The organism is Streptomyces harbinensis (genome assembly GCF_900116145.1).
Taxonomy (GTDB): domain Bacteria; phylum Actinomycetota; class Actinomycetes; order Streptomycetales; family Streptomycetaceae; genus Streptomyces; species Streptomyces carpaticus.
In genome coordinates this window covers 174,823-190,063 of the sequence record NZ_FPAB01000001.1, presented here as the reverse complement: position 1 = coordinate 190,063, position 15,241 = coordinate 174,823, and the positions used below count along the sequence as shown (strand labels likewise).

Sequence of the window (15,241 nt, the reverse complement as noted above, 5' to 3'; positions counted from 1 at the left end):
GCCGCCCCGTCACTGCGGGCGGGGGCGGCGGGCCCGCCACAGGAGGAGGGCGGCGGAGACCACCGCCGACAGGCGCAGCAGCAGCGGCCAGGTGTCGGCGAGCTGGTCGCCGGCGGTGGTGTCCACCAGCGGTTCGCCCCAGTAGGCGTTGACCCGGCCGAAGAGCCAGGTGAGGTAGCCGCCGAAGACCAGGCCCGGGCCGCCGAAGGTGATCCACTGCGCCTCGCGGCGGGACAGCCGCGGGGACCAGTAGGCCAGCAGCCAGCCGATCGCGAGCGGGGCCAGTTCGGTGAGGATCGCGCCGGAGACCAGCAGCAGGGCGCCGATCAGCTCGATCGGGCCGCCCATGTGCCGGTTGGTGCCGCGGATCGCCGCGTTGGCGCGGCGCCAGCCGGTGGGCGGCGGCGGGGCGGCGGGCTCGGCCGGGGCCGCCTCGGCGGGCGGCGTCTCCACGGCGGGGGCCGCCGCCGGGTCGGGGGCGGCGGGCCCCGGGGCGGTGCGGTCCTCCACCGGGGCGCGCAGCATCTCGGGGATCTCGATCCCGCCGACGAAGCCGCCGATCCGGCCGTCCGGCCAGTACAGCTGCGGGGGCTTCGGCTGCTCGGTCCAGTCCTCGTCGTCCTCCTCCGCGGCCCCGGCCCGGGCCTGCGGCGCCGGTTCCGGGGCCGGCTCGGGCTCCGCGGCGGGCGCCCGGTCCTTCGGCTTGCGGAAGGAGAAGCGGGCCGGCTTCTCCGGCTGCGGCGCGGGCGGTGCCGACGGCTCGGGGGCGGGCGCGGGCGCCGGGACGGCCGGCGCGGAGTGAGCGGCCTGCGCGGTGCCGCCCGCGGCGCTTGCCACCACGTCCTCCGGGCGGCCCATCTGCCGCAGGATGCGCTTGATGTCGGACCGGCTCTCCTCGCCGTCGACCCGGGATCGCTGCTGACCGATCTCCGTGCGCAACCGCCCCACCAGCGCCGCCCGTTCGGCCGCCGACATGCTGGTGGTGTGGGCCAGGTCGCCCACCTTGCTCAGATAGTCGAGTACCAGCTGTTCGCCTTCGATCCCCACGGGCCCGATGGTAGCGGCAGCACCTATGGCTTCGCCGCTGTTCATCAAGGGTTCACCCGACACCCCGCAACCGGCTACCCACACCTCGTTACATGTGAACCATGGCGACAGGTCTTGCGACACCCCTTACCCCCCACGGCGGGCGCCGCCCCACCGAGGGCGCCCCCGTTGTGTTCGAACTCGGCGGGGTGAACGTGTCGTACGGGACGCACCGCGCCGTACGGGATGTCTCCATGGACATCCACGAACGCGAGATCACCGCGCTCATAGGCCCCTCGGGCTGCGGCAAGTCCACCGTGCTGCGCTGCCTGAACCGGATGAACGACCTGGTGCCCGGGGCGAGCGTGAGCGGCAAGGTCGCCTACCGGGGCGCGGATCTCTACGGTGCGGACGTCGACTCCATCGAGGTGCGGCGGCGGATCGGGATGGTGTTCCAGAAGCCCAACCCGTTCCCCAAGTCCATCTACGACAACGTCGCGTACGGGCTGCGGTTCGGCCCCGACCGGCTCAGCCGCTCGGACCTGGACGACCGGGTCGAGGCCGCGCTCACCAGCGCCGCCCTGTGGGACGAGGTCAAGGACAAGCTGAACAGCAGCGGCCACGCGCTCTCCGGCGGGCAGCAGCAGCGCCTGTGCATCGCGCGGGCGGTCGCGGTGCGGCCGGACGTGGTGCTGATGGACGAGCCCTGCTCGGCGCTCGATCCCATCGCCACGGCGAAGATCGAGGACCTGATGCAGAAACTCGCGGACGAATTCACGCTGGTGATCGTCACGCACAATATGCAGCAGGCCGCCCGGGTATCCGACCGCACCGCGTTCTTCACTGCCGACACCGACAGCGAGGGGGTACGCCATGGGCGCCTGGTTGAGTACGACGCGACCGAGAAAATCTTCAACCGGCCCGCTGACCAGCGTACCGAGGATTACATCTCCGGACGCTTCGGATAATCCGCAGCCGCAGGAAGAGGACCACGTTCCCGGAATAGCGCTCGGCGTCAATCCGCTGGTGCTTCTGGCGGACGCGGACGAACGCATCCGGCAGGGGCTCACCGCCCAGCTGGCGAAATACCAGGTGTCCGTCGTGCACTGCGCGGACGGCGCCACCGCCCTGCTGGAAGCCGGCCTGCGCCGCCCCGATGTGCTGCTCGTCTCCGCCGGGCTGCCGCTGCTGGACGGCGCCACCGTCACCCGCATGGTGCGCCGCCGGCTGTCCATCCCGGTGGTCCTCGGGGTCAGCCCCGAGGACAGCGACCAGGTGGCACCGGCCCTCGCGGCCGGGGCCAGCGCCTGCGTGGCGCGCCCCTACCGGCCGCGCGAGGTCGCCCAGTTGCTCAGCCTGTCCGACCGCGGGCAGCGCGGCGGCTGGGACCAGCCGCTGGTGTGCGGGCCGCTGACCCTGGACCCGGGCACGTACGAGGTGCGGATGCACGGGGTGGTCACCGCCCGGCTGCCGCTGCGCGAGTTCCAGTTGCTGCATCTGCTGATGCTGCACGCGGAAAAGGTCATCACCCGTGACCGTATCCGCGCCGAACTGTGGGGCGACGGCGCCAGCCGGTCGAATACCATCACCGTTCACATTCGGCGGCTGCGGGAACGGCTCGGCGACGATCCGCACCATCCGGAGATCATCCAGACGGTGCGCGGCGTCGGTTACCGGCTGGTGCCGCCGGCCCAGTACGCCTAGCGTCCCCGTTTCGCCAGGTGACGTCTTTCTTAACGATTTCAGCTCTCTTTGTGAAACTGCCGGTTCCGCCGAACCTACCTTTCTGTTCACCTTCCCGACCGCACGCCTTCGCCACGCGCTCCTACGTTCTCCCCGAGACATTCAAAGTCAAAGGAGCAAAGGCCATGCGCAACTGGCGCGCCAAGACCGCGGCCCTCGTCGCGGTGTCCGCCCTGGCCCTGACCGCGTGCGGCGGCAGCGACGACAACGGTGACAACGGCGGTGACGGCACGAAGAACGAGGGCGGTTCCTCGCTGTCCGGCACCGTGACCGGTGCCGGCGCGTCGTTCCCCGCCACCGTCTTCCAGGACTGGATAGCCGCCTACCAGGGCGACAAGTCCGGCGTCACCGTCAACTACCAGAGCGTCGGTTCCGGCACCGGCGTGGAGCAGTTCATCGGCCAGTCCATCGACTTCGGCTCCTCCGAGGAGTACCTGAGCGACGAGGCGCTGGCCGAGGCCGAGGCCGCCCGCGGCTGCCCGGCCGTGCAGTTCCCGGTCGTCTTCGGATCGGTGGCGATCGCGTTCAACGACGCCTCGCTGGACGGCCTGGTGCTGAGCCCGGAGGTCATCGCGGGGATCTACTCCCGCGACATCACCAACTACAACGACCCGGCGATCGCCGAACTGAACCCGGACTTCGACCTGCCGGACCAGGACATCCTGCCGGTCCACCGGTCCGACTCCTCCGGCACCACCTTCGTCTTCTCCCACTACCTCAACACCGAGGTCCCCGCGTGGGCCGACGCCTTCGGCGAGGGCAAGGAGATCGAGTGGGCCGGTGACACCATCGGCGGCGAGGGCAACGAGGGCGTCTCGCAGCAGATCTCCCAGAACCCCGGCGGCCTGGGCTACGTCAACCAGTCCTACGCGCTGGAGCTGGGCCTGCCCACCGCCCAGGTCATCAACGCCGACGGCAACGCCATCGCGCCGACCCTGGAGGCCACCACCGCCGCCTCCGAGGAGGCGGACATCCCCGACACCTTCCAGTTCACCATCAACGGTGTGGGCGGTGACGGCTACCCGATCGCCGGCACCAACTTCATCCTCGCCTACACCTGCGGCTACGACGACGCCACGGCCGACATCATCAAGGACTTCTGGTCCTGGACGCTGACCGAGGACGCCGACGCGCTGGCCCTGGAGCTGGGCTACGCGCCGCTGGGCGCGGACCTCAAGGAGCGGGTGCAGGCGCAGATCGACCTGATCAACAGCCAGGCCTGAGCGCCTTCCTGATCCGCGCGGTACCGCAGTCCCCCCGCCGCCCGGGGCGGTAACCACCCCGCCCCGGGCGTTCCCCGTACCCGTTCCTCCCCACGTCCGACGTTCCGTCCCCCCCGTGGCAGCAGACAGGAGCAGCAGCAACGATGTCGGCCACACTGTCCCGTCAACGAAAGCGGATAGCCGACCCGGCCTTCCGCTGGTTCGTGACGCTCGCCGGCGCCAGCGTCTTCGTCATCCTCGCCGGGATGGTCATCAGAACGACCAACGACGCCTGGCCCATCTTCCAGTACCAGGGCTTCTTCAGCTTCCTGACCGGTGACCAGTGGCTGGCCGGCTCCAGCCGCACCGACAGCGACTTCACCGGGACGTACGGGGCCTGGCCGTTCATCTACGGCACCCTCGTCACCGCGCTGATCGCCATCGTCATCGCGCTGCCGCTCGCGCTGTGCGTCGCCTTCTACATCAACCAGCTCGCGCCCAAGCGGCTGCGCAACCCGCTGTCGTACTCCGTGGAGATGCTGGCCGCCGTGCCCAGCATCATCTTCGGCATGTGGGGCTTCTTCTGGCTGCTGCCGAATGTGCTGCGCCCCTTCCTGGAGTGGCTGGAGTCCACCTTCGGCTGGATCAACCTCGCCGGCTGGAAGCCCTTCGAGGGCCCGGTGTTCGGCTCCAGCTACCTGGCGGCCGGCATCGTGCTGGCCATCATGATCCTGCCGATCATCACCGCGATCGTCCGTGAGGTCATCGCGGTCAACCCCGTCGACCAGCAGCACGCCGCGTACGCGCTGGGCGCCACCCGCTTCGAGGTGATGCGCAAGGTGGTGCTGCCCTCCAGCTTCTCCGGCATCGTGGCCGCCAGCATGCTGGGTCTTGGCCGCGCGGTCGGCGAGACGGTGGCCGTGATGATGCTGATCGGCTCCACCAAGAGCTGGGACGGTTCGCTGCTGTCCGCCGGTGACTCGATGGCCGCGCACATCGCGGCCCGGTTCGGCGAGGCGACACCGGAGACCACCAAGGCGCTCATGGCGATCGGCGTGGTGCTCTTCCTCTTCACCATGATCATCAACATCGGGGCCCGACTGCTGGTGTGGCGGATCGGCCGAGTCTCGGGGGACGCCGCCGTATGAGCACCACCGACACCACCGACACCACCGCGAAGACCACGGAGACCGGCCACCGCAGCCTGCTGGTGAAGCAGGGCAACGCCGGTGCGCGCGCGGTGAAGAACCGTTTCGCCACCGGGGTGCTGACGGCCGCGATGGCCATCGCCGTCGTCCCCCTGCTCCTCATCATCTGGGAGGTCACCCGGCGCGGCATCGGCGCCATCCACTGGGACTTCTTCACCACGGACGAGCCCAGCTACCGCCAGGAGGGCGGCTACCGGGCCGGGTTCGTGGGCACCGCGTACGTCATGGGCGGCGCGATCCTGATGTCCGTGCCGCTGGGCCTGGCCACCGCCATCTACGTGGTGGAGTACGGCCGCGAGACCCGCGCCGGGCGCCGGCTGTCCGACCTGATCCGGTTCTTCACCGATGTGATGACCGGTATCCCCTCGATCTTCGTGGGTCTGTTCGTCTACGGCTTCCTGGTCTCCTCCACCGGCGGGCTGGGCCAGGGCTTCAACGCCTTCGCCGGCTCGGTCGCCATCGCGATCATCATGCTGCCGATCGTGGCGCGCTCCAGCGAGGAGATGCTGAAGCTGGTGCCGGACGAGTGGCGCAACGCCTCGTACGCGCTGGGCGCCAGCAAGTCCCGCACCGTACTGACCACCGTGCTGCCGGCCGCCGCGCCGGGCCTGGCCACCGGCTCGATGCTGGCGGTGGCCCGGGGCGCCGGTGAGACCGCGCCGCTGATCATGACGATCCTCGGCTCGCAGTACCTGGTGAGCAGTTACTTCGAGGGCGCGCAGGGCGCCGTGCCGCTGCAGATCTACCGGGGCGCCCGGCAGCAGTTCGAGGCAGGCATCGAGCGGGCGTGGGGCGGCGCGCTGTCGCTGTTCCTGCTGGTGCTGATCCTGGTGGTGCTGGCCCGCTGGCTCGGTTCCAAGGCCAACAAGCTCAAGTGAGAAGGGGGAGGCGGACAGACATGTCGGTCTTCGACGTCCAGGGTCTCGGCGTGGCCTACGGGAGCTTCACCGCCGTCAAGGACATCAGCCTGGAGATACCGCGCAACAAGGTCACCGCGCTGATCGGCCCCTCGGGCTGCGGCAAGTCCACGGTGCTGCGCTGTCTGAACCGGATGAACGACCTGATGGACGCCACCGTCAGCGGGAAGATCATCTACAACGGCGAGGACATCTACGGCCCCGAGGTGGACGCGGCGGAGGTGCGGCGCCGGATCGGGATGGTGTTCCAGCGGCCGAACCCGTTCCCCAAGTCCATCTACGAGAACGTGGCCTTCGGGCCGCGGCTCAACGGCTTCAAGGGCGACCTCGACCAGCTGGTGGAGGAGTCGCTGCGCAGTGTGGCGCTGTGGGACGAGGTGAAGGACAAGCTGGACGATCCGGGGACGGCGCTGTCGGGCGGCCAGCAGCAGCGGCTGTGCATCGCGCGGGCGATCGCGGTGCAGCCGGATGTGTTGCTGATGGACGAGCCGTGCTCGGCGCTCGACCCGATCGCCACCCTGAAGATCGAGGATCTGATCCGGCAGCTGGAGAGCTCGTACAGCATCGTGATCGTCACGCACAACATGCAGCAGGCGGCGCGGGTGTCGGAGATGACGGCGTTCTTCAGCGTGGACATCGACGACGAGCACGGGATGCGCACCGGCGCGCTGGTGGAGTACGACACCACGGAGAAGATCTTCAACAACCCGGGCAACACCCGGACCGAGGACTACATCAGCGGCCGGTTCGGCTGAGCGGGGCCGGTGGTCCGGCGGGTGAGCGGCCGGGTGGGCCGGACGGGTAAGACGAATCGTTCCTGCTGTGCGACGGCGGCCAGTAGCGCGGCGACCCTGGCCCGGGTGGCGGCCAGCACGGTCTCCGGCCGGTCGCTCTCCCGCAGCAGGACGAGACCGAGCCGGCCGCCGCCCGGCGCGGGGGCGGCGGCCAGTTCCAGGCAGTTCTCCCCGCCACCCGAGGAGAAGGTGGACTTCTGCCAGCGAGTGGTCATAGCTCCCGCGCGATGTGATGGATCAGCCCGCGCGACTCGGCGGGGCTGAGCGTGAAGTCGTGGGCGTCGTCGAAGAAGTCCCGGTACTCGCCCAGCTGGTCGTCGGCGGTGAGCAGCAGCCCGCCGATCGGGGTGTCCATCTGCACCGTGTCCAGCTGCCGGACCACCCCGTGCGCGTACAGCAGCGGCTGGGTGGCCTCGTAGAAGCGTTCATTGGTGAACGGGATGACCCGCAGGGTGATGTGCGGGCGCTCGGACGCCTTCATCAGGTGCTCCAGCTGCGCGCGCACCACGTGCCGGCCGCCGAACCGCATGCGCAGCGCCGCCTCGTGCAGCACCACGTCGAACGGGGCGGGGTCGGTGCGGTCCAGGACGGACTGCCGGCGCAGCCGGTACTCGACGTACGGTTCGACCTCGCCGGCCGGGCGCATGCCGTTGACGGCGCGGATGTACTCCTCGGTCTGGAGCAGGCCGGGGACGTTGACGGTGTGCAGGATGCGCATCCGGGTGCTGTGGTGCTCCAGCTCGGCCAGGTCGAGGAAGCGGGGCGGCAGGACGCCGCGGTAGGAGTCCCACCAGAACTGGCCGCGGTGCTCGCGGGCGATCGCGCTCAGGGCGTCCAGCAGCGGCGCGTCGGTGCAGCCGTAGTAGGCGGCGAGTCTGCGGATGCGCTCCTCGCTGACGCCGATCCGGCCCGACTCGATGTGGCTGATCTTGCCCTGGTCGGTGCCGAGCATGGCGGCGGTCTCGCGTGCGGTGCGGCCGGCGTGTTCGCGCAGCTTGCGCAGTTCTGCTCCCAGGCGGGCTTGCCGGGCGGTGGGGCGCTCCCTCGGCGGCATGGTGGTTCTCCGGTCCTGTTGATCGCTGGCTCCTGAGTTTGCCGCTCCATTACTCCCCGAGTCCACTTGCATGCGCTGGGGTACAGGTACCCCGGGGGGGCTATGGGAGGTTCTGCGGCGGTTTCCTGTCCTGGCGGGGGTGGTACCGGTACCGTTGCTGGGATGACCACTGAGCAGCGTCCGCGCCCGCCGCGCACCCTGGCCGAGGAGCTGCGGTCCCGCGGCGACGAGGAGCTGACCGCCCTGCTGCGGGCCCGGGCCGACCTGCTCTCCCCGCTGCCCGGGGACGTCTCGCAGCTGGCCACCCGGGCCGGCACCCGCGCCTCGGTGGTGCGCGCCCTGGAGCGCCTGGACGTCTTCACGCTCCAGGTCGCCGAGGCGCTGGCCGTCGCCCCCCAGCCGTGCCCGTACGACACGCTGGCCGCCCTGCTGCCCGGCGGCGAGCGGGAACTGCCGGACGCGCTGGCCCGGCTGCGCGGGCGCGCCCTGCTGTGGGGCGCCGAACACGAGCCGCGGCTGGTGCGCACCGCGCAGGAGGTGCTGGCGCCCACCGCCGCCCGGCCCGGCGGTACGGGGCTCGGGCCGACCGTCGCCGAGGCGTGCGCGGGCATCTCACCGCGCCGGGTGCAGGAACTGCTGACCGGCGCCGGGCTGCCGGCCACCGGCGACCCGGTGAGCGCGGTGACCGCGCTCACCGGGCTGTTTGCGGACGAGGAACGGTTCGCCCGGCTGCTGGCGGCGGCGCCGCCCGGCGCCCGCGAGGCGCTGGACCGGCTGGCCTGGGGGCCGCCGTACGGCGAGGTCTCCGCCCGCCCCGGGCCGCAGCTGCGCTGGCTGCTGGACCGGGGCCTGCTGCTGCCGACCCAGCCGGGCACCGTGGTGCTGCCGCGCGAGGTGGCGCTGCGGCTGCGCGGCGGGCGCGCGCACCGCGAACTGCGCCCCCGGCCGCCGGAGGTCACGGCGCGCGCGACGTACACGCCGGGCGTGGCCGACGCGGCGGGCGCCGGTGCCGCGCAGGGCGCGCTGGGCGTGATCGAGGAACTGCTGACCGGCTGGGCGGCCGAGCCGCCCCCGGTGCTGCGCACCGGCGGGGTCGGCGTCCGCGAGCTGAAGCGCACGGCGGTGGCCCTGGACGTCCCCGAGCCGCAGGCCGCCTTCTGGGCCGAACTGGCGTACGCCGCCGGTCTGGTGGCGGGCGACGGCGAGGTGGACGAACGGTACGCGCCCACCCCGGCCTACGACGCGTGGGCCGCCGAACCGGGGGAGCGGCGCTGGGCGCGGCTGGTGGGCGTCTGGCTCACCGGCACCCGGGTCCCCGGCCTGGTCGGCGACCGGGACGGCAAGGGCCGCACCCTGACCGCACTGGGCCCCGGCCTGGACCGCGGCCCGGCGGCCGAACTGCGCCGCCGCGTCCTGGAACTGCTGGCAGCCCTCCCCGAGGGCACCGCCCCCGACCCGGCGGCGGTGCGCGACCGCATCGGCTGGGAACTGCCGCGCCGGATGACGCCGGAGGCGCGCGACGCGCTGTGCGCGGCGGTCCTGGCCGAAGCCGACCTGCTGGGCGTGACCGGCCGCGGCGCCCTGACCTCGTACGGCCGCGCGCTGCTGGCCGCCGCTCCGGCGGACGGGGGGCTGCCGGCGGACTCGGCGCCGATGGGCTCGGTGCCGCCCGGCTCCGCATCCGCGGACTCGGCGCCGTCCGCGGACTCCGTGCCGCTGTACTCCACGCCCGCCGGGACGGCCCCGGCGGCGGACCGCGAGGCCGGGGCCGCCCGCCTGCTGGCCCCGCTCCTCCCCGAGGAACTCGACCACTTCCTCCTCCAGGCCGACCTGACCGCCGTCGCCCCCGGACCGCTCAGCCGCGAGCCCGCCCAGGCCATGGCGCTGATCGCCGACATCGAGTCCAAGGGCGGCGCCACCGTCTACCGCTTCACCCCCGCCTCGGTACGCCGCGCCCTGGACGCCGGCTGGACCCCCGACGCGCTGCACGGCTTCCTCGCCGAGCACTCCCGCACCCCCGTACCGCAGCCGCTCACCTACCTCGTCGACGACGTCGCCCGGCGGCACGGCCGGCTGCGGGTCGGGGTGGCCGCCGGCTATCTGCGCTGCGAGGACGAGGCCCTGCTCACCCAGGTCCTCGCCGACCGCCGCGCCGAACAGCTGCGGCTGCGCCGCATCGCGCCCACCGTCGTCATCTCCGGCGCACCCCCCGAGATCCTGCTGGCCCGGCTGCGCGAACTGGGCCTGGCCCCGGCCGCCGAATCCGCCGAGGGCGCCGTGGTGACCCTGGCCGCCACCCGGCACCGCACCCCGCCGCGCACCGCGCCCGAACCCGTCCCGGACGGCCCGCCCGCCGCCGACGACCGGCTGCTCGCGGCGGCGGTCCGGGCGATCCGGGCCGGCGACCGTACCGAGGAACGCACCGACGAGGCGGCGACGGCCGCCGGCGCCAGGACCGCCGCCCGGCCCGTCCCCCCACCCCCGGCCGGCGCGCTGCCGCGCACCCCCGCGGCCGAAACCCTCGCCACCCTCCAGGCGGCGGCGCTCTCCGGCGACCTGGTACGGATCGGCTACGTCGGCGCCGACGGCGTCGCCGCCCAGCACATCCTGGCGCCGGTCCGGGTGGAGGGCGGCTTCGTCACGGCGTTCGACCACACGGCGGAAGAGGTCCGCACCTACCCGCTGCACCGCATCACCGGCACCGTCGAACTCCCGGCCGACTAGTCCCCGAGGGCCCCCGGGTGCTCCCCGTCCGGCGCAACCGCCCTTGACTTCAAGTGGCCTTGAGGTATCAGGATCGCCGCATGGACCACGAGCACCACGCCATCGCCACCCTCATCAGCCGCTACTTCCTCGCCCTGGACCGGCGGACGTTCGACGACGACCCGGAGTGGAGCCGCCCCTTCCACACCGACGACATCCAGGCGCTCGCCCCGATCGGCACCGTGCGCGGACACCGGGCCGTCACCCGGCAGACCGAGCAGGCGGTCCGCCGCTACGCGCGGACCCAGCACTGCGCCACCGACCTGCTGACCACCACCGACCCGCTCACCGGCCACGCCACCGCCACCTGGAACGCCCTCATGACACATGTGCACCACGACCCCGCGCACGGCGTGTTCACCGTCGGCGGCCGGTGCGCGGCCGAACTGGTGCGCACCGGCCCGGACGACGGATGGCGCTTCAGCCGGATCGACATCGAGGCGGTGTGGACCACCGGCCGGCCGCCCGTTCTGTCCTGACCCGACCGGCCCGCTGACCGCTTGCTGCCAGCCGGCCGGCGCGTAACGCGCGCCCGCACCGGGGAAGTCCGCTGCGACCCCACACGGACCGACCTCGGGAGGACCCCGGTGCGTTCCCTCCGCATCGCCCTGCTCGCGCTCGGGGCGCTCATCGCCTCCATGCTGCTGCCCGGCACCGCCAACGGGGCCACCGCCGCCCCGGCCGCCGCGCCCACCTTCAAGGCCCCGTTCGGCTGCGGCCAGACCTGGACGTACAGCCACCACTCCGCCGAGGTACGCCGCGCGCTGGACTTCGTCCGCACCGACGGCGGGCCCACCGCCGGCGCGCCCGTGCTCGCCTCCGCCGCCGGAACCGCCACCCGGCACAGCCAGGCCGGCGGCGCCGGCAACTACATCGTCATCGACCACGGCGGCGGCTGGCGCACCTACTACTTCCACCTCGCCGCGTACTCCGTGCCCAGCGGCGCCCACGTCGCCCAGGGCCAGCAGATCGGCACCACCGGCTCCACCGGCAACTCCTCCGGCGCGCACATCCACTACGAGCAGCTGCTCAACGGCGTCGGCCAGGACATCCGCATCAACGGCACCGCGCTCCCGTACCCCGGCTCGTACCACCAGCGGTACCTCACCAGCGACAACGGCTGCGGCGGCGGGGGAGGGGGCCGCTACTGGGTGGACACCTTCGCGCAGACCGAGGGCTACGCCGCGCCGGACACCGCCTCCCCGCAGGGCGTGCTGCTCCAGGGCACCCACTACGTGTACTGCAAGGTGTGGGGCGCCCGGTACGACGGCGTGTACGGCCACAACCACTGGTGGCTGCGCACCGACCTCGACCGCACCTACCCCGGCGGCAACGGCCGCGGCGCGTACGTACCGGCCTACTTCCTCTCCCGCTGGGGCAACGACGAGGCCCGGGACAACAGCGGAAACGTCATACCCGACTGCTGACGATCCGGCCTAGGGTGAGCCCGTGCGCGCACCGATCGAGGTACCGGCAGGGCTGGCGGCCACCTACGCGGCGTACCACGGGGCCCCGGGCGCCGCGTGGATCGCCGCCCTGCCCCGGCTGGCCGCCACCCTGCTGGAGCGCTGGGACCTGCGCCCGGACGGCCCGGCGGCGCACGGCGTGTGCGCCCTCGTGCTCCCGGTCGTCCGCACCACCGACGGCACGCCCGCGGCGCTGAAGCTCCAGATGGTGGACGAGGAGACGGCGGGCGAGTCCCTCGCCCTGACGACCTGGGCCGGGCGCGGCGCCGTACGGCTGCTCGCGCACGACCCGGCGAGCGGCGCCATGCTGCTGGAACGGCTCGCCCCGCGCTCGCTGGAGGACGTGCCGGACGACCTGGCCGCCCTGGAGGTGCTGTCCGGCCTGCTGGCCCGGCTGGCCACCGTCCCCGCCCCGCCGGGGCTGCGCACCCTGGCCGGCATCGGCGCCCGGATGCTGGAGCGCACCCCGGCGCTCGCCGCCTACCGCGACCCGGCCGACCGGGCACTGTACGCCGACTGCGCCGCCGCCCTCCGCGAGGTGCTGCCGGAACCGGGCGGGTCGCTGCTCCACTGGGACCTGCACTACGCGAACGTCCTGGCGGGCGAACGCGAGCCGTGGCTGGCGATCGACCCCAAACCCCTGGCCGGCGACCCCTGCTTCGACCTGTTCCCCGCCCTGCGCAACCGCTTCACCGAGATCACCGCCGCCCCCGACCCGCGCCGCGCGCTGCGCCGCCGCTTCGACCTGATGACGGCCACCGCCGCCCTGGACCGCGACCGCGCGGTGGCCTGGACCCTGGCCCGGATCCTCCAGGACGCCCTGTGGGCAGCCGAATCCGGCACCACCACCGCACCCCCCACCCACACCCTGACCCACGCGGCCCTCCACGCACCGTGACCGGCCGCCCGGCCCCGCCCGCACACCCCAGTGGGTTACCCGCCCGGCCTCCGCTCGGCCATGAGCCCCTGCACCAGCTGATCGACATCCGTCCACGGATTGGTCCGGTGCCCCCGCTCGGTGACGGCGCGCAGCGCCGCGGCCCGGTCGCAGGCATCCGTGTGCAGCGACCGCAGAGCCGGGTAATCGAGATGCTTGCGGTCCCTGCGGTAACCGCAGCCCTTGTGCTCTTCGAGCATCTGCTGCGCCTGCGCGGAGGTGCGGTATCGGGTGACGTCCTGGAAGTGGAGCAGCAGCCACAGTTCGAAGCAGGGGTTGGACAGGGCCACCTTGATGCCGCGGTCGCCGGCGAGTCGTAACGCCTGCTGGAGATCGGGATGCGGCGCGGGCGCCTCCACGTCCATGACGCACCAGACCTCGTCGTACGCGGTGCGGCGATCGGCTGGACTGGTCGGAGCACGCTCCTTGTGTTTGACGGCCGCGCGGACGAGTTCGGTCGGCACACCGTGGGCGGGTCCGAGGGCGATGGTCAGCGGAATTGGCGCAGGTCCGCCCGCAGGCCCTTGAAGTACTGATCCTCGGTGCACTCCCCTTCGCAGTAGATGAGGACCCTACGCCGCTCCCGGCGATGCGCCGGAGGACGTTTCAGCGACTTTCCCCGACCCACGTTCCCCTCCGTCCGAGAGTTCGGCCGTCAGCTGACTCAGCAGATCGTCGTCAAGGAAGGGCAGGGCACCGTACCGCCCGGAAAGGTAGCGCTTTTCTAGGTTGTCCTTGGTCACTGAGTCGCGCACATAGAAATCAGTTATCGGGAAGAGCCGTGTCGCGCTGGTTCCCGCGTCCTTCTCGGTGAACCAGACCTGATCCCGGAACAGCTCTGTCCGGGAAGTGTGGCCGAGCAGGGACGTCTCATGTGTGCTGAAGATCAGCTGAGCCCCGTGCCGGTTGGAGTTCGCGTTCTGGAACAGGCCGACCAGTGCATCCGCCAGATAGGGATGGAGCCGTGCGTCGAGCTCGTCCACACACAGCACGCTTCCCTCGCCGAGCGCTGAGAGGACGGGGCCCAGCATGCTGATCCAGGTCCGGGTGCCGCTCGACTCCTCGTCGATCTCCAGCCCGAACAGTCCTTCGTCCGTGCGGTGCTCCACCTGGACGCGGTGGCGCGGAACTCCGGCCACGTGGACCCGCCGGCCCAGCGCTTCGCGCAGCGCCGCCACGACCCGTCCGTGTTCTTCCTTGACCTCTTCGTCCTGATCCTGGACGCGCAGATCCGCCACGCCCAGATCGGCGAACCGCAGCAGCCGCGTCAGGGCCTCCCCCCGGCTTCCGCGGGTCTCACGTCGCCGGTAGAGCTCCATGGTGTAGTCGAGGCGGTCGGCGAAATCCTGGTCGGAGGCCACCCGTACACCGTTGCGAAACCATCGGTGCAGTGTGCCGAGCAGATCATGTCCCTGCGCCGCGGCGACGGACAGGTACAGGCTGTTGGGGCGCAGGAGCCGGGCGATGGTCTTGGGGCGGCCGACGAGTGAGCGCCCGAAGGTCATCGATTCACTGTCGGAGCCTTCGCGGACATAGAGCCTCCGGCGCCGTCCCTCGGGAAAGCAGAAAAGCCACTCCTCGATAATGCGTTCGTCATCGACGGTGAAGCCGAATTCGTATCGGGTCCCCTCGGCCACGAAATCCATTTCGTAGGTACTGGGGAATTGTGCCGGGTCGGTCCGCAGTGCGAAGGGCCGGCGGGGGACGCCTCCGGCGGGATCCCAGCGGCGGAAGGAGGAAAGAACGGCGAAACGCATCCACATGAGGGCGTCCAGCGCGTTCGACTTGCCCGAAGCGTTGGGGCCGTAGACGGCGGCCACCGGAACCGTCCGGAACTCGGAACTCGGAACGTCGCACTCGGCCCGGCCCGGGCGGTCGTCATTCGCGATCAACGACAGTTCTTGCTCGTCACGCAGTGACGCGTGGTTGGTCACCTGGAAGCGCAGGAGCACCGGGACCTCCCTCGGCATCCACCGCACCGTTTGGGCGGTGATTTCGTCGTAGTGCGACGATACCGCTACTCAAACGGCAAGATCCAGTGCCTTCACCCTTTCGATACGGCTTCACTGCCTCAGCGTTCCACCTTCTTTGCTCCAGAACCCCAGCACCCTTGATGCACACTGGAAGCTTG

15 protein-coding genes are annotated in these 15,241 nt (G+C 71.8%); 10 read left to right on the top strand and 5 right to left on the bottom strand.

Annotated features, from left to right (window positions below; all coding sequences use genetic code 11):
• Nucleotides 1–9: 9 nt before the first annotated feature.
• Nucleotides 10–1,047 (bottom strand): hypothetical protein, encoded by a 1,038-nt coding sequence (locus BM385_RS00895; protein ID WP_093841875.1) that lies wholly within the window; start codon nt 1,045–1,047, stop codon nt 10–12.
• Nucleotides 1,048–1,217: 170 nt separating this feature from the next.
• On the opposite strand from BM385_RS00895, the gene pstB (BM385_RS00890) reads away from it, so the two are divergent.
• From pstB (BM385_RS00890) to pstB (BM385_RS00865), 6 genes are all read left to right on the top strand, one after another.
• Nucleotides 1,218–1,994 (top strand): phosphate ABC transporter ATP-binding protein PstB, encoded by a 777-nt coding sequence (gene pstB / locus BM385_RS00890; RefSeq protein ID WP_019431725.1) that lies wholly within the window; start codon nt 1,218–1,220, stop codon nt 1,992–1,994.
• A gap of 58 nt (nt 1,995–2,052) precedes the next feature.
• Nucleotides 2,053–2,730, top strand: coding sequence for a response regulator transcription factor (locus BM385_RS00885; protein ID WP_019431724.1), 678 nt, complete (start codon nt 2,053–2,055; stop codon nt 2,728–2,730).
• 164 nt (nt 2,731–2,894) lie between these two features.
• Nucleotides 2,895–3,992 (top strand): phosphate ABC transporter substrate-binding protein PstS, encoded by a 1,098-nt coding sequence (pstS, locus tag BM385_RS00880; RefSeq protein WP_093841874.1) that lies wholly within the window; start codon nt 2,895–2,897, stop codon nt 3,990–3,992.
• Nucleotides 3,993–4,135: 143 nt separating this feature from the next.
• Complete coding sequence (pstC, locus tag BM385_RS00875; RefSeq protein ID WP_019431722.1) at nt 4,136–5,119, top strand: phosphate ABC transporter permease subunit PstC; 984 nt, start codon at nt 4,136–4,138, stop codon at nt 5,117–5,119.
• The gene (gene pstA / locus BM385_RS00870; RefSeq protein ID WP_019431721.1) at nt 5,116–6,057 is read left to right on the top strand and encodes a phosphate ABC transporter permease PstA; all 942 of its coding nucleotides are present in this window, start codon (nt 5,116–5,118) and stop codon (nt 6,055–6,057) included. Before pstC ends, pstA begins: the two co-directional genes overlap by 4 nt.
• A gap of 20 nt (nt 6,058–6,077) precedes the next feature.
• On the top strand, nt 6,078–6,851 hold the full coding sequence (pstB, locus tag BM385_RS00865) for a phosphate ABC transporter ATP-binding protein PstB (RefSeq protein WP_019431720.1): 774 nt from the start codon (nt 6,078–6,080) through the stop codon (nt 6,849–6,851).
• Here the strand turns inward: pstB (BM385_RS00865) and BM385_RS00860 are convergent.
• The gene (locus BM385_RS00860; RefSeq protein ID WP_019431719.1) at nt 6,827–7,105 is read right to left on the bottom strand and encodes a DUF397 domain-containing protein; all 279 of its coding nucleotides are present in this window, start codon (nt 7,103–7,105) and stop codon (nt 6,827–6,829) included. The two genes, pstB (BM385_RS00865) and BM385_RS00860, sit on opposite strands and share 25 nt — an antisense overlap.
• On the bottom strand, nt 7,102–7,944 hold the full coding sequence (locus BM385_RS00855) for a helix-turn-helix domain-containing protein (protein WP_019431718.1): 843 nt from the start codon (nt 7,942–7,944) through the stop codon (nt 7,102–7,104). The genes BM385_RS00860 and BM385_RS00855 overlap by 4 nt, the downstream gene beginning before the upstream one ends.
• A 162-nt stretch (nt 7,945–8,106) precedes the next feature.
• On the opposite strand from BM385_RS00855, the gene BM385_RS00850 reads away from it, so the two are divergent.
• From BM385_RS00850 to BM385_RS00835, 4 genes are all read left to right on the top strand, one after another.
• Nucleotides 8,107–10,668: a helicase-associated domain-containing protein gene (locus BM385_RS00850; protein ID WP_093841873.1), complete on the top strand. Its 2,562-nt coding sequence runs from the start codon at nt 8,107–8,109 to the stop codon at nt 10,666–10,668.
• A gap of 80 nt (nt 10,669–10,748) precedes the next feature.
• Nucleotides 10,749–11,186 (top strand): nuclear transport factor 2 family protein, encoded by a 438-nt coding sequence (locus tag BM385_RS00845; RefSeq protein WP_093841872.1) that lies wholly within the window; start codon nt 10,749–10,751, stop codon nt 11,184–11,186.
• Between the two features lie 108 nt (nt 11,187–11,294).
• Nucleotides 11,295–12,134: a M23 family metallopeptidase gene (locus tag BM385_RS00840; protein WP_019431715.1), complete on the top strand. Its 840-nt coding sequence runs from the start codon at nt 11,295–11,297 to the stop codon at nt 12,132–12,134.
• Nucleotides 12,135–12,156: 22 nt separating this feature from the next.
• Nucleotides 12,157–13,071: an aminoglycoside phosphotransferase family protein gene (locus tag BM385_RS00835; RefSeq protein WP_093841871.1), complete on the top strand. Its 915-nt coding sequence runs from the start codon at nt 12,157–12,159 to the stop codon at nt 13,069–13,071.
• Nucleotides 13,072–13,106: 35 nt separating this feature from the next.
• Here the strand turns inward: BM385_RS00835 and BM385_RS00830 are convergent, their stop codons facing one another.
• Together BM385_RS00830 and BM385_RS00825 are read right to left on the bottom strand one after the other, a co-directional pair.
• A complete protein-coding gene (locus BM385_RS00830; protein WP_254791407.1) occupies nt 13,107–13,574 on the bottom strand; it encodes an RloB family protein in 468 nt (155 codons plus the stop codon).
• A 108-nt stretch (nt 13,575–13,682) separates the two neighbouring features.
• Nucleotides 13,683–15,062, bottom strand: coding sequence for an AAA family ATPase (locus BM385_RS00825; protein ID WP_237751207.1), 1,380 nt, complete (start codon nt 15,060–15,062; stop codon nt 13,683–13,685).
• Nucleotides 15,063–15,241 lie beyond the last annotated feature (179 nt).